Source organism: Streptomyces sp. NPDC058195, from assembly GCF_042883525.1.
GTDB lineage: Bacteria > Actinomycetota > Actinomycetes > Streptomycetales > Streptomycetaceae > Streptomyces.
This window is the reverse complement of the sequence record NZ_JBHVVM010000003.1, coordinates 13693-26702: the sequence shown is the minus strand read 5'-3', so window position 1 is coordinate 26702 and position 13010 is coordinate 13693. Positions and strand designations below refer to the sequence as shown.

General features: G+C 73.5%; 12 protein-coding genes. 3 read left to right on the top strand and 9 right to left on the bottom strand.

Annotated features, from left to right (window positions below):
- Nucleotides 1-184: 184 nt before the first annotated feature.
- Both ACFVWY_RS04245 and ACFVWY_RS04240 read right to left on the bottom strand, forming a co-directional pair.
- Complete coding sequence (locus tag ACFVWY_RS04245; protein ID WP_389867161.1) at nucleotides 185-1879, bottom strand: ABC-F family ATP-binding cassette domain-containing protein; 1695 nt, start codon at nucleotides 1877-1879, stop codon at nucleotides 185-187.
- An 84-nt stretch (nucleotides 1880-1963) separates the two neighbouring features.
- Entirely contained in the window at nucleotides 1964-3598 is a 1635-nt protein-coding gene (locus tag ACFVWY_RS04240) for an ABC-F family ATP-binding cassette domain-containing protein (protein ID WP_389867160.1), read from the bottom strand.
- A gap of 473 nt (nucleotides 3599-4071) precedes the next feature.
- Here ACFVWY_RS04240 and pip point away from each other — a divergent pair, with 473 nt between their 5' ends.
- The gene (gene pip, locus ACFVWY_RS04235) at nucleotides 4072-5031 is read left to right on the top strand and encodes a prolyl aminopeptidase (protein ID WP_389867158.1); all 960 of its coding nucleotides are present in this window, start codon (nucleotides 4072-4074) and stop codon (nucleotides 5029-5031) included.
- Between the two features lie 14 nt (nucleotides 5032-5045).
- Here the strand turns inward: pip and ACFVWY_RS04230 are convergent, their stop codons facing one another.
- Complete coding sequence (locus ACFVWY_RS04230; RefSeq protein ID WP_389867156.1) at nucleotides 5046-5873, bottom strand: alpha/beta fold hydrolase; 828 nt, start codon at nucleotides 5871-5873, stop codon at nucleotides 5046-5048.
- Between the two features lie 86 nt (nucleotides 5874-5959).
- On the opposite strand from ACFVWY_RS04230, the gene ACFVWY_RS04225 reads away from it, so the two are divergent.
- The gene (locus ACFVWY_RS04225; protein WP_389867154.1) at nucleotides 5960-6610 is read left to right on the top strand and encodes a sigma-70 family RNA polymerase sigma factor; all 651 of its coding nucleotides are present in this window, start codon (nucleotides 5960-5962) and stop codon (nucleotides 6608-6610) included.
- Between the two features lie 210 nt (nucleotides 6611-6820).
- Here the strand turns inward: ACFVWY_RS04225 and ACFVWY_RS04220 are convergent, their stop codons facing one another.
- The 4 genes from ACFVWY_RS04220 to ACFVWY_RS04205 form a co-directional block, all read right to left on the bottom strand.
- Nucleotides 6821-7612 carry an ABC transporter permease gene (locus ACFVWY_RS04220; RefSeq protein ID WP_389867152.1) on the bottom strand — a complete coding sequence of 264 codons (792 nt, stop codon included), beginning with the start codon at nucleotides 7610-7612 and terminating at the stop codon, nucleotides 6821-6823.
- Complete coding sequence (locus ACFVWY_RS04215) at nucleotides 7612-8631, bottom strand: ATP-binding cassette domain-containing protein (protein WP_389867150.1); 1020 nt, start codon at nucleotides 8629-8631, stop codon at nucleotides 7612-7614. Before ACFVWY_RS04215 ends, ACFVWY_RS04220 begins: the two co-directional genes overlap by 1 nt.
- 86 nt (nucleotides 8632-8717) lie before the next feature.
- Nucleotides 8718-9608: a DUF4097 domain-containing protein gene (locus ACFVWY_RS04210; protein WP_389867148.1), complete on the bottom strand. Its 891-nt coding sequence runs from the start codon at nucleotides 9606-9608 to the stop codon at nucleotides 8718-8720.
- 126 nt (nucleotides 9609-9734) lie between these two features.
- Nucleotides 9735-10265, bottom strand: a complete 531-nt coding sequence (locus ACFVWY_RS04205; protein ID WP_389867146.1) for a hypothetical protein — start codon at nucleotides 10263-10265, stop codon at nucleotides 9735-9737.
- Nucleotides 10266-10856: 591 nt separating this feature from the next.
- Here ACFVWY_RS04205 and ACFVWY_RS04200 point away from each other — a divergent pair.
- Nucleotides 10857-11525 carry a class I SAM-dependent DNA methyltransferase gene (locus ACFVWY_RS04200; protein WP_389867145.1) on the top strand — a complete coding sequence of 223 codons (669 nt, stop codon included), beginning with the start codon at nucleotides 10857-10859 and terminating at the stop codon, nucleotides 11523-11525.
- On the opposite strand, the gene ACFVWY_RS04195 is transcribed toward ACFVWY_RS04200, so the two are convergent.
- Nucleotides 11501-12037, bottom strand: coding sequence for a hypothetical protein (locus ACFVWY_RS04195; protein ID WP_389867143.1), 537 nt, complete (start codon nucleotides 12035-12037; stop codon nucleotides 11501-11503). The genes ACFVWY_RS04200 and ACFVWY_RS04195 overlap by 25 nt on opposite strands.
- Nucleotides 12038-12157: 120 nt before the next feature.
- Complete coding sequence (locus ACFVWY_RS04190; protein WP_389867141.1) at nucleotides 12158-12928, bottom strand: SAM-dependent methyltransferase; 771 nt, start codon at nucleotides 12926-12928, stop codon at nucleotides 12158-12160.
- Between the last annotated feature and the right edge of the window lie 82 nt (nucleotides 12929-13010).

Sequence of the window (13010 nt, the reverse complement as noted above, 5' to 3'; positions counted from 1 at the left end):
CGCCTGGTGAGCGGTGCGGGGCGGCGGCGCTTGGTGAGCGGTGAGTGGTGCGTGGTGCGTGGCGCCCGCGCCCGGTGAGCCCTGCGTGGCGCCCGCGCCTGGCGAGCAGTGCGGGGCGCGGGCGCGGGCGCTTGGTGAGTGGTGCGTGGCGGCGTCTGGTGTGTGGTGCGGGGCGGTGGCCGTGTCAGGGCTGGCTGGGCAGCCGGAGTTCGCTGCCCTGCCAGCGGCCGCGCAGCCAGCGGTCGTGGCTGGCCAGCACGACCGCGCCGGGCCCGGTGCCCAGGGCGTCTTCCAGTTCGTCGCACAGCTGCGGGGACAGGTGGTTGGTGGGCTCGTCGAGCAGCAGCAGCTGTGGCGGGCGTGCCACCAGCAGTGCCAGTGCGAGCCGGCGGCGCTGTCCGGCTGACAGCTGGCCGACCGGCTTGTCCAGGTCCGCGGTGTGCAGCAGGCCCAGGGAGTCCGGCGGGAGGGCCTGGGCCCGCTCGGCGCCCAGGACGTGTGTGTAGATGTCGCGTCCGGTGCGCCCGGGCCGGGCGAAGCCGGTGTCCTGGGCCAGCAGCCCGACGGTGAGGCCCGGCCGCCGCTGTACCCGGCCCTCGGGGGTGAGCTGTCCGGCGAGCACCGACAGCAGCGTTGACTTGCCCGCCCCGTTGTCTCCCGTGACCAGAAGGCGCCCGGCCGCGGTCACGTCCAGGTGCCTGACGGCCAGCCGGCCGGGCACCCGCACGTCACGCAGGGAGACGAGCGCCTCGCCGGCCAGTCCTTCGCCAGCCAGTCCTTCGCGGGCTGGTCCTTCGTCGGCTGGTCTTTCACCGGCTGGTTTTTCGCTGGCTGGGGCGGCGGTGAGCGCGGTGCTGTGGAAACGGAGCGGCTGCGGCGGTTGGCTGGTCTGTCCGCGTTCGAGTGTCTCCAGTCTGCGGGCGGCGTTGCGTACCCGCCGTGAGATCTGGCTCTGTACCCGGCCGCTGCGGTGGCCGTAGCCCATTTTCTCGTTGTCGCGCCGTTCCCGGCCGGGTGCCGCCTGGTGTGCGGTCACTTCGGCCGAGTGGCGCAGTGCTGCCAGTTCTTCCTGTTCCCCGGCGTAGCGCCGTTCCCAGCGTTCCCGTTCGGCGTGTCTGTGGGCCAGGTAGGCGCTGTAGCTGCCGCCGTAGCGGACCGGGCCGTCCGCGGCCGGGTCGAGGTCGACCAGGCTGGTGCAGACGGCGTCGAGGAAGGCCCGGTCGTGGCTGGCCACCACGACGGCCCCGGGCAGGGCGCGTACCTGTTCCTCCAGGAAGGCGGCGGCACGGTCGTCGAGGTGGTTGGTCGGTTCGTCCAGCAGCAGGGCTGGCGGGCGCCGTACCAGCAGGGCGGCCAGGGCGAGGCGGCCGCGCTGCCCGCCGGAGAGGGAAGCGGTCTGTCTGTCGTGCCCGAGCGGGCCGAGGCCGAGTCCGTCGAGCATGACCGCGGCACGCCGGTCCGCGTCCCAGGACTCGCGGTCCTGGGCCTGTTCGAGCTGCCGGGCGTACGCGTCGAGGAGTTCCGCGCAGCCGGGGGAGTCCGGTGGGGCCAGGGCGATCCGGCTGGCGAGACGTTCGAGCCCGGCGAGGTCTTCACGGGCCTCGCGCAGGGCTTCGTCCAGTACGTCGGCGATCGTCGATGAGGCGCCGAAGGGAGGCTCCTGGTGCAGGAAGCCCGGACTGGCGGGGCGGGTGACGGTTCCGCGGTCGGGTTCGTCGATTCCGGCCAGCACCCGGAGCAGGGTCGACTTGCCGGCGCCGTTCTCCCCGATCAGCCCGATGCGGTGGCCGGGGGAGACGGTGAGGCTGACGCCGTCGAGCACCCGTCTGGTGCCCAGGGTGCGGACGATGCCGGTGGCGGTCAGGGCGGGTTGGGGCATGGTGGTCCACCTGGGGTGATCGGTGTTTCGGCCCGCCGGGCGGTCGTCCCGCCCCGGGCGCGGGCCCGGTCGCGTCCCGGAAGGTCACATCTGCGGTGCCCCCGTCTCGGCCAGCGTGCCGTCGGCCATCCGCAGCCACCTCTCCACGCCGGCCCGGGCGAGGAACCGCTCGTCGTGACTGACCACCACGAAAGCTCCCCGGTACGAGCCGAGCGCGCTTTCCAGCTGGCCCGCGCTCACCAGGTCGAGGTTGTTGGTCGGCTCGTCCAGGAGCAGCAGCTGCGGGGCCGGTTCGGCGTACAGCACGCAGGCCAGGGTGGCGCGCAGCAGTTCCCCGCCGGACAGTGCCCCGGCCGGGAGGCGGGCGCGCCGTCCCCGGAAGAGGAAGCGGGCGAGCAGGTTCATCCGTTCGGCCTCTGTGCGGTGCGGCGCGCAGGCGGCGAAGTTCTCAGCGACGGTACGGTCCGCGTCCAGCAGGTCCAGCCGCTGTGAGAGGGAGGCGATCCGGCCGCCGGCCCGGGTGATCCGCCCGCCGTCCGGGGAGAGCCCGCCGCCGATCAGCCGCAGCAGGGTGGTCTTGCCGCTGCCGTTGGGGCCGGTCAGCGCGATGCGTTCGGGGCCCCGGACGGTCAGGTCGACGCCCTTCCCGGCGAACAGGTCCCGGCCGTTGCGGCGGACCTGCAGCTGCTCGCCCAGGACCAGGGTGCGTCCGGCCGGTACGGCGGTGTCCGGCAGGTCCAGGGTGATGCGCTGGTCGTCGCGCAGGGCCCGTTCCGCTTCGTCGAGCCGGGCCCTGGCCTCGCTGGCCCGGGCGGCGTGCAGCTGCCCCGACCGGCCCGCCGATTCCTGGGCGCCGCGCTTCATGTTCCCGGCGAAGATACGCGGCAGGCCCGCGCTTTTGAGGCTGCGGGCGGCGCTGCCCGCGCGGCGTTCGGCGCGCTCGCGGGCCTGCTGCATCTCCCGCTTCTCCCGCTTCAGCTCCTGTTCGGCGTTGCGGACGTTCTTCTCGGCGGCCTCCTGCCCGGCGCGCACGGCCTCTTCGTACGCGGTGAAGTTCCCTCCGTGGAAACGCAGTTCGCCGTTCTGGAGTTCGGCGATACGTTCCATGCGGTCGAGCAGCGCCCGGTCGTGGCTGACCAGGAGGAGACAGCCGCTGAAGTCCTCCAGTACGTCGTAGAGCCTGTGCCGGGCACCGAGGTCGAGGTTGTTGGTCGGCTCGTCGAGGAGGAGCACGCCGGGCCGCTTCAGCAGCTGGGCGGCCAGGCCGAGCTGGACGGCCTGGCCGCCGCTGAGGGTGCCCAGACTCCGGTCGAGGGCGAGCCCGGCAAGGCCGAGGCGGTCCAGCTGGGCCCGGGTGCGCTCCTCGATGTCCCAGTCGTCGCCGATGGCCGTGAAGTGCTCCTCGCTCACGTCCCCCGATTCCACGGCGTCCAGGGCCGCGGTCACCCCGGCGATGCCCAGCACCTGGGCCACCGTGAGACCGGCGGTCAGGGGGAGGGTCTGGGGGAGGTAGCCGAGTGTGCCGTGCACCTGGACCGAGCCGGTGCCCGGCCGCAGTTCACCGGCGGCCAGCCTGAGCAGAGTGCTCTTGCCGGAACCGTTGGGCGCGACCAGGCCGGTGCGGCCACCGGCCAGGGTGAAGGACAGATCCCCGAAGACAGGGGTGCCGTCAGGCCAGGCGAAGGACAGGGCGGAGCAGACGACGGAGGCGTCGGACATGAGAAGACCTCAAAGAAGGTACGGGCAGGCAAAGAACGGTGCCCGGGACATGGAAGAAAAAAAGGGGACGACTCAACGGCCACGACGGCGATGCTCCTGGGCATCAGCCGGTGGCCTGACACAACGGGGTCTCACCCCGAGATGTCGTCGTCACCCGCCATGTGCTGGTCTCCTCGAACTCGGTGCTGCGCAACGGCCGGTCCCCACCGGGCGGCCAGCGCTCCGCGAGCCTAACAGGCCCCGGGATACGGTTCACCCGGGCGCGCGCAGGGTGTCCTGCCCGCCCCTTCGGCCGCCCGCACGCCGTAACAGCCCCGCCACCCCGGCACGTTCGCCGCCCCGCCGCCCCGCCGCCCCGCCGCCCCGCCGCCCCGCCGCCCCGGCACGTTCGCCAGCCCCGCGCACCCCCGCGCACCCCGCGCACCCTTGGACGTCCCGCACGTCCTGCGGAACCGATGGAGGAGACCCGGACCATGGCAGCCCCCTACCCGCCGGCCGACCCCTACGACCACGGCATGCTCGACACCGGCGACGGCAACCTCGTCTACTGGGAGACCTGCGGAAACCCCGGCGGCAAACCCGCGCTCGTCGTCCACGGCGGCCCCGGCTCGGGCTGCTCGGCCGGCGCACGCAGCTCCTTCGACCCGGAGCGCTACCGGACCGTCCTGTTCGACCAGCGCGGATGCGGCCGCAGCACCCCCCACGCCGCCGACCCCGGCACCGACATGAGCCTCAACACCACCGAGCACCTGATCGCCGACATGGAACAGCTGCGCCAGCACCTCGGCATCGAGAAGTGGCTGCTGTACGGCGGCTCCTGGGGATCCACCCTCATCCTGGCCTACGCCGAACGCCACCCGCAGCGGGTGTCGGAGATCGTGATCGCCTCCGTCACCACCACCCGCCGCCGCGAGATCGACTGGCTCTACCGGGGCGCGGGCCGGTTCTTCCCCGAGGAGTGGCAGCGGTTCAGGGACGGCGTCCCCGAGGCCGGGACGGACGACGGCCTCGTCACCGCGTACGCACACCGCATGGCGGACCCCGACCCGGACGTACGGGCCAGGGCCACGGCCCGCTGGTGCGCCTGGGAGGACGCGGTGCTCTCCGCGGAGCCCAACGGCTCACCCGACCCGTACACCGGCCGGCCGCCCCGGGCCAGGCTGGCCCTGGTACGCATCTGCTCGCACTACTTCTCCCACGGGGCCTGGCTGGAGGAGGGCCTGCTGATCCGCGAGGCGGGGCGCCTGGCGGGCATCCCCGGCGTCCTGGTCCACGGCCGCCTCGACATCAGCGGACCGCTCGACACGGCCTGGGAACTCGCCCGGGCCTGGCCCGGCGCGGAACTCGTGGTCATCGACGACGCGGGACACAAGGGCAGCGCCGCCATGAGCGCCGCGGTGCACGCGGCGCTCGACCGCTTCGCCCGGCGGTAGCGCAGGGCGGGGCACTACGCCAGGAACGCCGCGACGGCCGACGCGAACCGGTCCGCGTCATCGGTCCAGGGACAGTGCCCCGCCCCCGGCTGCACGCTGAGCCTGCCGCGGGGGAACAGCCCGGCCGCCTCGGCCACCGTCCCCGGGGGACTGTTCAGGTCCAGCTCCCCGGCCAGCAGCAGGACGGGAGCCGCGAGAGCGGCCAGCGCCGCACGCGTGGCCCCGGGAGTGAAAGCGTCCCCGGCCGCGAACTGGGCGAGGGCCTGCGCGTTGTCCGGGCGGCTCGCCGCCCGGTGCCGCCGCGCCGGACCGTCCCACCGGCCGCAGAAGAACGGATCGACGGCCGCCCAGTCGCTGCCGGTGCCCTCCAGGACCGCCTCCAGGGCGGCGAACGCCGCCGGGAACCACGGCTCGTGCGCGCGCAGCAGCGCCAGCTCACGCCGGGACCGGGCGGACACCGTGATCCCCAGGGACCGGCCGCCGGGGGCGACCAGGACGAGCCGCCCGACGTTCCCGGGATGCCGCGCCGCGTACTGGGTCACGATGTCCGTCCCGGCCGAATGGCCCAGCAGGTCGATCACGGGGAGGCCGAGATGGACGCGCAGGGCCTCGACGTCCTCGGCGAGACGGTCACAGCGGTAGGAGGAGACATCCCCGGGCAGCGCGGACCGCCCCGTTCCCCTCAGGTCCAGGACGATCAGCCTGCGGTGCGCCGGCAGGCCGCCGAGATCACCGAGGTAGCGGGAGTCGGCCGGGCCGCCGGGGACGCAGACGAGCGGCGCGCCGTCCCCGTGAACACGGTAGGCGAGCCGGACCCCGTCAGGTGCGGAAAAAGTGGGCATGACACGGACCCTGCCGTATATAACCTGGTTGTACAACCAGGTTATATACGAGATGGCGGGAGGGTGCAGAGGTGCGCGACCAGACCATGGCAAGCGGCAGGAAGCGCCGCAGCGGCAGACAGCCGGCGCAGGGACTGACCGAGGAACAGGCCGGGCGGATGCTCGCCGGAATGAACGAAGTCATCCGCGCGGGCGAGGAGGCGCGCGCACTGCGCACCGAACTGATCAGACTGCTCACCGGACTTGGCTGGACACAGGAACGGATCGCCCGGCTCGCGGACATGAGCCAGCCCGCCGTGTCCAGACACGCCGCCAAGCACCACGCAAACGGCCCGCAGCCCGCGGCGGACCTCTCCCTGGACCAGACCGACGCCCCCTGGCTCGAAGGGCGCCTGTGGGCCCTGGCCGAAGCGGTCTCCCACACCCTGGACGGCGCCGCCCGCTGCACCCGGTACACCGACGCCCTCGCCCGGGGAAGGAAACGCTTCACGCCCGGCAGCGTGGACGCACTGCGCCGCCTCGTCGAGGAGGACCTGCGCCTGCACCGCGCCGAACTGCCCCGCGGTTACCGGGACGTGTACGACAGGATCAGCCGCGGCCTCGACGTCCCCGCGCGGACGGCCGCCACCGCCACCGCCACCGCCGGGCCCTCCGTGCGCCGCGCTCTCGCCCACCGCATCCAGCGCGACCGGTTCGACGACGCGGCCCCGGCCTCCCGGGAGGACACCGGGCCGTAGGCGCACGCGGCCCGCCGCACCGCGTTGCCCGGCACGTCCGCCGGGGCCTGGCCCGCGAGGACCCGCGCGGACCGGCCCTGCGGGCCGCCGCCCAGGGGGGCGGGGGATGCGGGGGAGGAGGGTGGCGGGGCCTGGGCGGGCCCGCCGCACACACGGGAGAACCCCTCACCGGCCTGGGCGGTGAGGGGCTCTCCCGTGTGTGCGGCGGGCCTACCGGCTGGCTCCGGCCTTGAAGGTGCGGCGGGCCCAGACGTAGCCGGTCAGGGCGAGGGCCAGGCACCAGGCGAGGGCGATGACCGCGCTGGAGCCGATCCCGGTGCCCAGCCACAGGCCGCGCAGGGTCTCGATGACCGGGGTGAAGGGCTGGTACTCGGCGAACCAGCGCAGCCCGGCGGGCATGGAGTCGGTCGGCACGATGGCGCTGCCGAGGAACGGCAGGAACGTGATCGGCATCGGGATGTTGCTGGCGCTCTCCACGGTCTTGGCGACCAGGCCGATGGCCGCGGAGAGCCAGGTGAGAGCGAAGGTGAGCAGGGCGAGCAGACCGGTCGCGGCGAGCCATTCGACGGGGGTCGCGTCGGGGCGGAAGCCCAGCAGGAGAGCGGCACCGATGACGAGCGCGATGCTGGTCATCGTCTGGATCACACTGCCCACGACATGGCCGGTCAGGAAGGACGCCTGGGAGATCGGCATCGTGCGGAAGCGGTTGACGATGCCTTCGGTCTTGTCGACGCACACACTGATCGCACTGGTCAGTGCGCCGGAGGTGGCGGCCATCAGGATGATGCCGGGCGCCACGTAGTCGATGTAGGCGCCGCTGCCGGTGGGCAGCTGGCTGATGCCGTCGCCCAGGGCGTTGCCGAAGGCGTAGTTGAACAGCAGCAGCATCATGATGGGCATGATGACGACGGTGAAGGTCAGGGACGGGTAGCGCAGGGCCTTCTTGAGGCTGCGCCGCAGCATCGTCCGCGAGTCCCGGGCGGCGTAGGACAGGGTGGCCATCAGACGTTCTCCTTCGGCGGCACGGCAGCGGCGGCGGCGGCGGTGGTGGCGGGGCGGGGCTGGCCGGTGAGGGTCAGGAACACATCGTCCAGGTCGGGGGTGTGAACGGTGAGGGACTCTGCCGCTACGCCGGTGGCCTCCAGGGCGTCGAGGACGGCCCGCAGGCTGGGGAGGGAGCCGTCGCCGGGGATCCGCAGGGTGAGGGACTCCTCGTCGCGGGCGGCGATGCCGAAGATGCCCGCCGCGGCCTCCAGGGCCCGGGAGTCGGCGAACCGCACCCGGATGTGGCCGCCGGGGATGAGCTGTTTCAGCTCGTCGGCGGTGCCCTCGGCGATCAGCCTGCCGTGGTCCAGCACGGCGATGCGGCCGGCGAGCTGGTCGGCCTCCTCCAGGTACTGGGTGGTCAGGAAGATGGTGACGCCCTCGTCCGCGACCAGGCCGCGGATGATGTCCCACATGGTGCGCCGGCTGCGCGGGTCGAGCCCGGTGGTGGGCTCGTCGAGGAAGATGATCCGCGGGTCGCCGACCAGGGTCATCGCCAGGTCGAGCTTGCGCCGCATGCCGCCGGAGAAGGTGGCGGCGGTCTTGCCCGTCACGTCGGACAGTTCGAAGCGGCGCAGCAGTTCCGTGGCCCGCCGCCTGCCCTCGCGCCGGTCCAGGTGGTGCAGATCGGCCATGAGGAGCAGGTTCTCCTCGGCGGTCAGCAGATTGTCCACGGCGGAGAACTGGCCGGTGACGCCGATCACGGACCGGATCGCTTCGGTGTCCCGGGCCAGGTCGTGGCCCGCTATCCGGGCGCTGCCCGCGTCGGTGCGCAGGAGTGTGGAGAGGATCTCCACGGTGGTGGTCTTGCCGGCGCCGTTGGGTCCGAGCAGCGCGAAGACGGAGCCTTCGGCGATGTCCAGGTCGATGCCGTCGAGCACGAGCTTGTCGCCGTAGGACTTGCGCAGTCCGGTGGCGGTGATCGCCGGGGCCTTCGCGGCCGTTGTGGTCGGCGCGGACGTCCGGGCAGCAGTCATGCCGCTTTCCTTCCGGGAGGGGCGGGACGAGCAGGATGGGCGGAGCAGGCGGAGCAGGCGGAGCGGGTGTGCGGGGGAGGGGCGGGTCAGGCGCGGCGGATGACGATGTCGCCGACCGAGGTCCGCGCGTGCACCTCGGCGGTCTCGTCGCTGTCCGCCGGACCGTCGAAGGAGCCGAGCGAACTGCGTACCGTGCCGTACTTGGCGTTCAGGTCGAGCCAGGCCGCGGTGCCTTCGTGGATGCCCACCTCGAGGTTGCCGACGGAGGTGCGCAGGTCGATCCGGCCGCGGGTCACGTCGCCGATGGTGATGCGGCCGTTGGAGGTCATCGCGTCGACCCCGGCGTGGGCGACGCCGACCTCGATCCGGCCGTTGGCGGACTTGGCGGTGACAGCGCTGTGCGCGGTGCCCACGGAGATGTCGCCGTTGGCCGCCTGGGTCTTCAGGACCCCGGTGATCTCACCGATCCCGGTGGCACCGTTGCCGTTCTTGACGGTCGCCGCGCCGGTGACCGTACCGATCTCGATCCGGCCCGAGCCGACGATCTCGGCGTCCCCGTCCGCGAGGGTGAGGCGGATGTCGCCGTGGTCGGTCCTGAGATCGGCGTCCGCGGTCTCGTCCGCCCGGATGTCGCCGAGCGAGGTCTTGAGCGTGACGTTCCCGAAGCGTCCCTCACAGACGAGGTCGCCCATGCCCGAGGCGGCCCGGATCCCGGACCCCGCGGGCAGTTCGACGCTCACCTCGATGGTGCCGGGCTTCCCGAACAGGGACCGCTTCTTCGGGGTCCGCACGCTCAGGCGGCCGTCCGAGCAGGTGACCTGGGTCTGCTGCGCGGCGCGTACGTCGTTGTCGTCGGAGCTGTTGCGCGGCAGCACCTCCACGACCGTGCCGGTGCGCTTGCCCGCGGTGATACGGGCGGAACCGGCCTCCAGGTCGAAGGTGGCGAAGACCGGTTCGGGGGTCTCGAAAGAAGGCATGGCTGTCCCGTCCTCTTGGCGTGCGCCGGTGATCCCGCCGGTGGGGCGGGTGAGGGGTTGCACCGGCGGATCGGCGATCCGCCGGCGGAAGCGAAACGGTGTCCGGTCCGGGCCGGACGGAAGGTTCTAGCGGACCCAGCCGGTGAAGCCCCGGCCGCCCGCGTCCATGCCGCGGGCCGGAGGACCCGGGCGTTCCCCGCTGCCGAGCGCGAGGGACACGGCGCGGACCAGCCAGGCGTTCACCGACAGGCCCTCCGCCGCAGCGGCGCTCTCGGCCCGGCCCTTGAGGTGGGCGGGCAGACGGAAGTTGATCCGCGCCACCGCCCCGTCGTCGGCGTCCGCGGGCGGCGGGGACGGGGCGGTGGCGGCGGGTGCCGCGACCGGCGCCTGCGCACCCTGGAACGGCTCGGACGCGGGCGGCTGCGTCACGACGAACTCGGGGTCGAGCCCGCGCAGCCGCACATCGACCGAACCGGGCGCCAGCTCCCGGGTGACCTCGCCCATGGCCGCGGACAGCGCGTTGAGCAGGGTCAGCCGGGCAGCGGACTCCAGGGGAGCGGTGAGCCGCTCGGCCAGGGCACGGGCTTCGTCACCGCCGGCGTTCGCTGCGACAGCAAGTTCCTGGCGGAGATTGTCCACGTAGGGCGTGAGGTCCATGACGCCATCATGGCACACGAGTGGTGCCACGTCGAGTCAATGTGGCACTTCCGTGGTGCAATGATGTCTGACCTGCAATTTCTCCGGCCCGGCGGCTCCGGCTGGCACATCGTGGCGCTTCTTGGTGCCGCCCTGGCGGGTGAGTGGTGTCATGTGGTGTCATGCGTGTGCCGCATATGTGCCGCGCGTGTGCCGCGTGCGCCATGTGCATGCCGGGGGGCGGGCGGCGGGGAACCGGTCCTCCCGGGAGCAGGCTGGCCGGGCGTCCCGGGAGCAGGCCGGTGCCGGGAACGGACCGGATCAGGGAGCCGCGCCCCGGGCGGACCCGCCGCCGGCTGCCCCGGCCGCCGCGAAGCGGCCGCACGCCACCACCTGCCTCGCCGCCTCGGCTCCGGCGGCAGCGTCCAGACGGAGAGCGGAGATCCGCCGGGACGCCGCCAGGGCGGACACCGTCGCCTGCCCGGGACCGCAGGGGACCGGGGCGAGCGCGGCACCGGCACCGGCTTCACCGCTGCCGCTCCCGGCAGCGGTGCCGGTTCGGCCCGGTGGTGCGGCCGTCGGTACGGCGCGGAGGCGGTAGGGTCCTCGCCCATGACTGAACTCGCCCCCTCCTCCCCGTATCTGGAGGTGACGGCGGACGCCTACAGCGCCGTGGCCTCCCTCTACGCCGAACTCGCCCGTGACTCACTCGGCGCGCTGCCGCTGGACCGTTCGTTCCTCGCCGTGTTCGCCGAGCTCGTGACGGCCGCGGGCGGCGGACCCGTCGCCGAGCTGGGCTGCGGTCCCGGATACCTCACCGCGCACCTGCGGGATCTGGGGCTGGACGCCTTCGGTGTGGACCTGTCACCGGTGATGACCGGTCTCGCCCGCGAGGCGTACCCGGACCTGCGGTTCGAGACCGGTTCCATGGACGCCCTGGACCTGGCCGACGGCGAGCTGAACGGGATCGTGTCCTGGTACTCGGTCATTCACACTCCGCCGGACGAACTGCCCCCCTACTTCGCCGAGTTCCGCCGGACGCTCGCGCCCGGCGGCCACCTGCTGCTCGCCTTCTTCGAATCGGAGGGCGGGCCGGTCGCCCCGTTCGACCACAAGGTGACGACGGCCTACCGGTGGCCGCTCGACGGCCTCGCGGACATGGCCCGCGAGGCCGGGTTCACCGAGATCGGCCGGATGCTGCGCGAGCCGTGCGAAGGGGAACGGTTCCGCCGCGGCCACCTGCTGATGCGCCGCGCCTACGGCGAGGGGAACGAGAAGTAGAGCGCGTCGCTGTAGAAGGAGGCGAAGTGCTCCTGCCAGCCGGCCCGGACGGAGGCCAGCCACGCGTCGTCCCCGCCGGATATCGCCGCCTCGGCGCGGGCCACGGCACCGGGAATGTCCCGGGCGGCCAGCGACTCCACGGCCGCCTCGGGGTCCTCGCCGTCGAGCGAGACCATCTCGCCCGTCTCCAGCACGAAGAACTGATCCCGCTGCTTGTCCAGATGGGCCGTGGTCCTGGCGACGCACGCGGCGAAACCGGCATCGTCCTCAAGGCCCTGCCCGACCACGCGCAGGAGGCCCAGGAGCAGGGCGGCGCCGCCGTCGAAATCGGCGGCGATACCGATGCGCGGGTTCCAGATCATGGAGGGGACGACCGTCGTCCCGCGGCCGGCGAGCAGCCGGTGCGCCAGCGGAATGCTCCAGTTGTGCTCGGAGACACAGCGGATCGATTTCGGGAGCGCGTCCGCGGTGGGCGGTGTGTCCGCGGAGTAGAGGTAGGAGCGGTTTGCCATGACGGCGACCCTAGCCCCCGGGTCTGACAGCGCCTCACGGCCCGCCCCGGGGTCTGACAGCGCCTCACGGCCCGCCCCGGGTACGGCGGCGGGCCCGGCCCGCCGCCGCACCCGGGCCGTTCAGTCCACCGGGATCAGCGTGAGGTAGGCCATCCCCAGCACGCCCCGGTAGCCCGCCAGCCAGCTCGTCCGGTGCCGGTCGACGCGTTCGCGGGTCTCCTGGGCCAGCGGGTGGCCGGGGTGGGCGGCGAGCCACTCCTCCACGTCCGACTGGTAGCCGGACTCGAAGTGCTCCCACTCGTCGTCGCTGGCCGTCTCGATCCAGGCGGGCCGGAATCCGGCGGACACTGCGAGGGCGGTGAGCCCGTCCAGGCCGTGGTGCTCGTCTGCGCGGGCGCCGGGCCACATCGCGGCCAGTTCGGCGGCGGTGGGGGAGCGCTGCCAGAATCCCTCGGCGAGCAGGACCCGCCCCCCGGGAGCGACGCTCCGGCGCAGCGCGGCGAGCGCCGCGGCGGTGTGCCGCGGGGGCTCCGCGTCGCTGAGGGCGTGGCTGGCCCCGAGACACAGGACGAGGTCGGCGGGCCCGCGACCGGCCCCGGCCCCGGCCGCGGACTCCTCGATGAACTCGACCCGGTCGCCCAGCCCGCGGGCCTCGGCGTTGGCCCGCCCCCGGGCGAGGTCCCGGGCGCTGAGATCGACCCCCACCCCGCGTGCCCCCGGCACCGCGTCAAGGACGCGGAGCATCAACTCCCCCCAGCCGCACCCGATGTCCAGCACCCGCGCGGGCGCGGCCCGGCCGAGCCGGCCGACGATCCGCGCCGCCCGCGCCTCGGAGAGGGGGCCGTGGAAGGTGAGCCGGGTCAGACGCGGCGGAAGATCGCTTTCAGTCATGCGGCGCAGGCTAACGCCGACGGGCGGGCCGGTGCACCGGATTTCGGCCCGGAGCGCACCGCGCGGCAGCCGCTTCCCCGCC

Coding starts and splice junctions, on each gene's coding strand:
- ACFVWY_RS04195 (WP_389867143.1), bottom strand. CDS start 12,037: ATGGCAAACCGCTCCTACCTCTACTCCGCGGACACACCGCCCACCGCG.
- ACFVWY_RS04240 (WP_389867160.1), bottom strand. CDS start 3,598: ATGTCCGACGCCTCCGTCGTCTGCTCCGCCCTGTCCTTCGCCTGGCCT.
- ACFVWY_RS04230 (WP_389867156.1), bottom strand. CDS start 5,873: ATGCCCACTTTTTCCGCACCTGACGGGGTCCGGCTCGCCTACCGTGTT.
- ACFVWY_RS04220 (WP_389867152.1), bottom strand. CDS start 7,612: ATGGCCACCCTGTCCTACGCCGCCCGGGACTCGCGGACGATGCTGCGG.
- ACFVWY_RS04245 (WP_389867161.1), bottom strand. CDS start 1,879: ATGCCCCAACCCGCCCTGACCGCCACCGGCATCGTCCGCACCCTGGGC.
- ACFVWY_RS04225 (WP_389867154.1), top strand. CDS start 5,960: ATGGCAAGCGGCAGGAAGCGCCGCAGCGGCAGACAGCCGGCGCAGGGA.
- ACFVWY_RS04200 (WP_389867145.1), top strand. CDS start 10,857: ATGACTGAACTCGCCCCCTCCTCCCCGTATCTGGAGGTGACGGCGGAC.
- pip (WP_389867158.1), top strand. CDS start 4,072: ATGGCAGCCCCCTACCCGCCGGCCGACCCCTACGACCACGGCATGCTC.
- ACFVWY_RS04210 (WP_389867148.1), bottom strand. CDS start 9,608: ATGCCTTCTTTCGAGACCCCCGAACCGGTCTTCGCCACCTTCGACCTG.
- ACFVWY_RS04215 (WP_389867150.1), bottom strand. CDS start 8,631: ATGACTGCTGCCCGGACGTCCGCGCCGACCACAACGGCCGCGAAGGCC.
- ACFVWY_RS04190 (WP_389867141.1), bottom strand. CDS start 12,928: ATGACTGAAAGCGATCTTCCGCCGCGTCTGACCCGGCTCACCTTCCAC.
- ACFVWY_RS04205 (WP_389867146.1), bottom strand. CDS start 10,265: ATGGACCTCACGCCCTACGTGGACAATCTCCGCCAGGAACTTGCTGTC.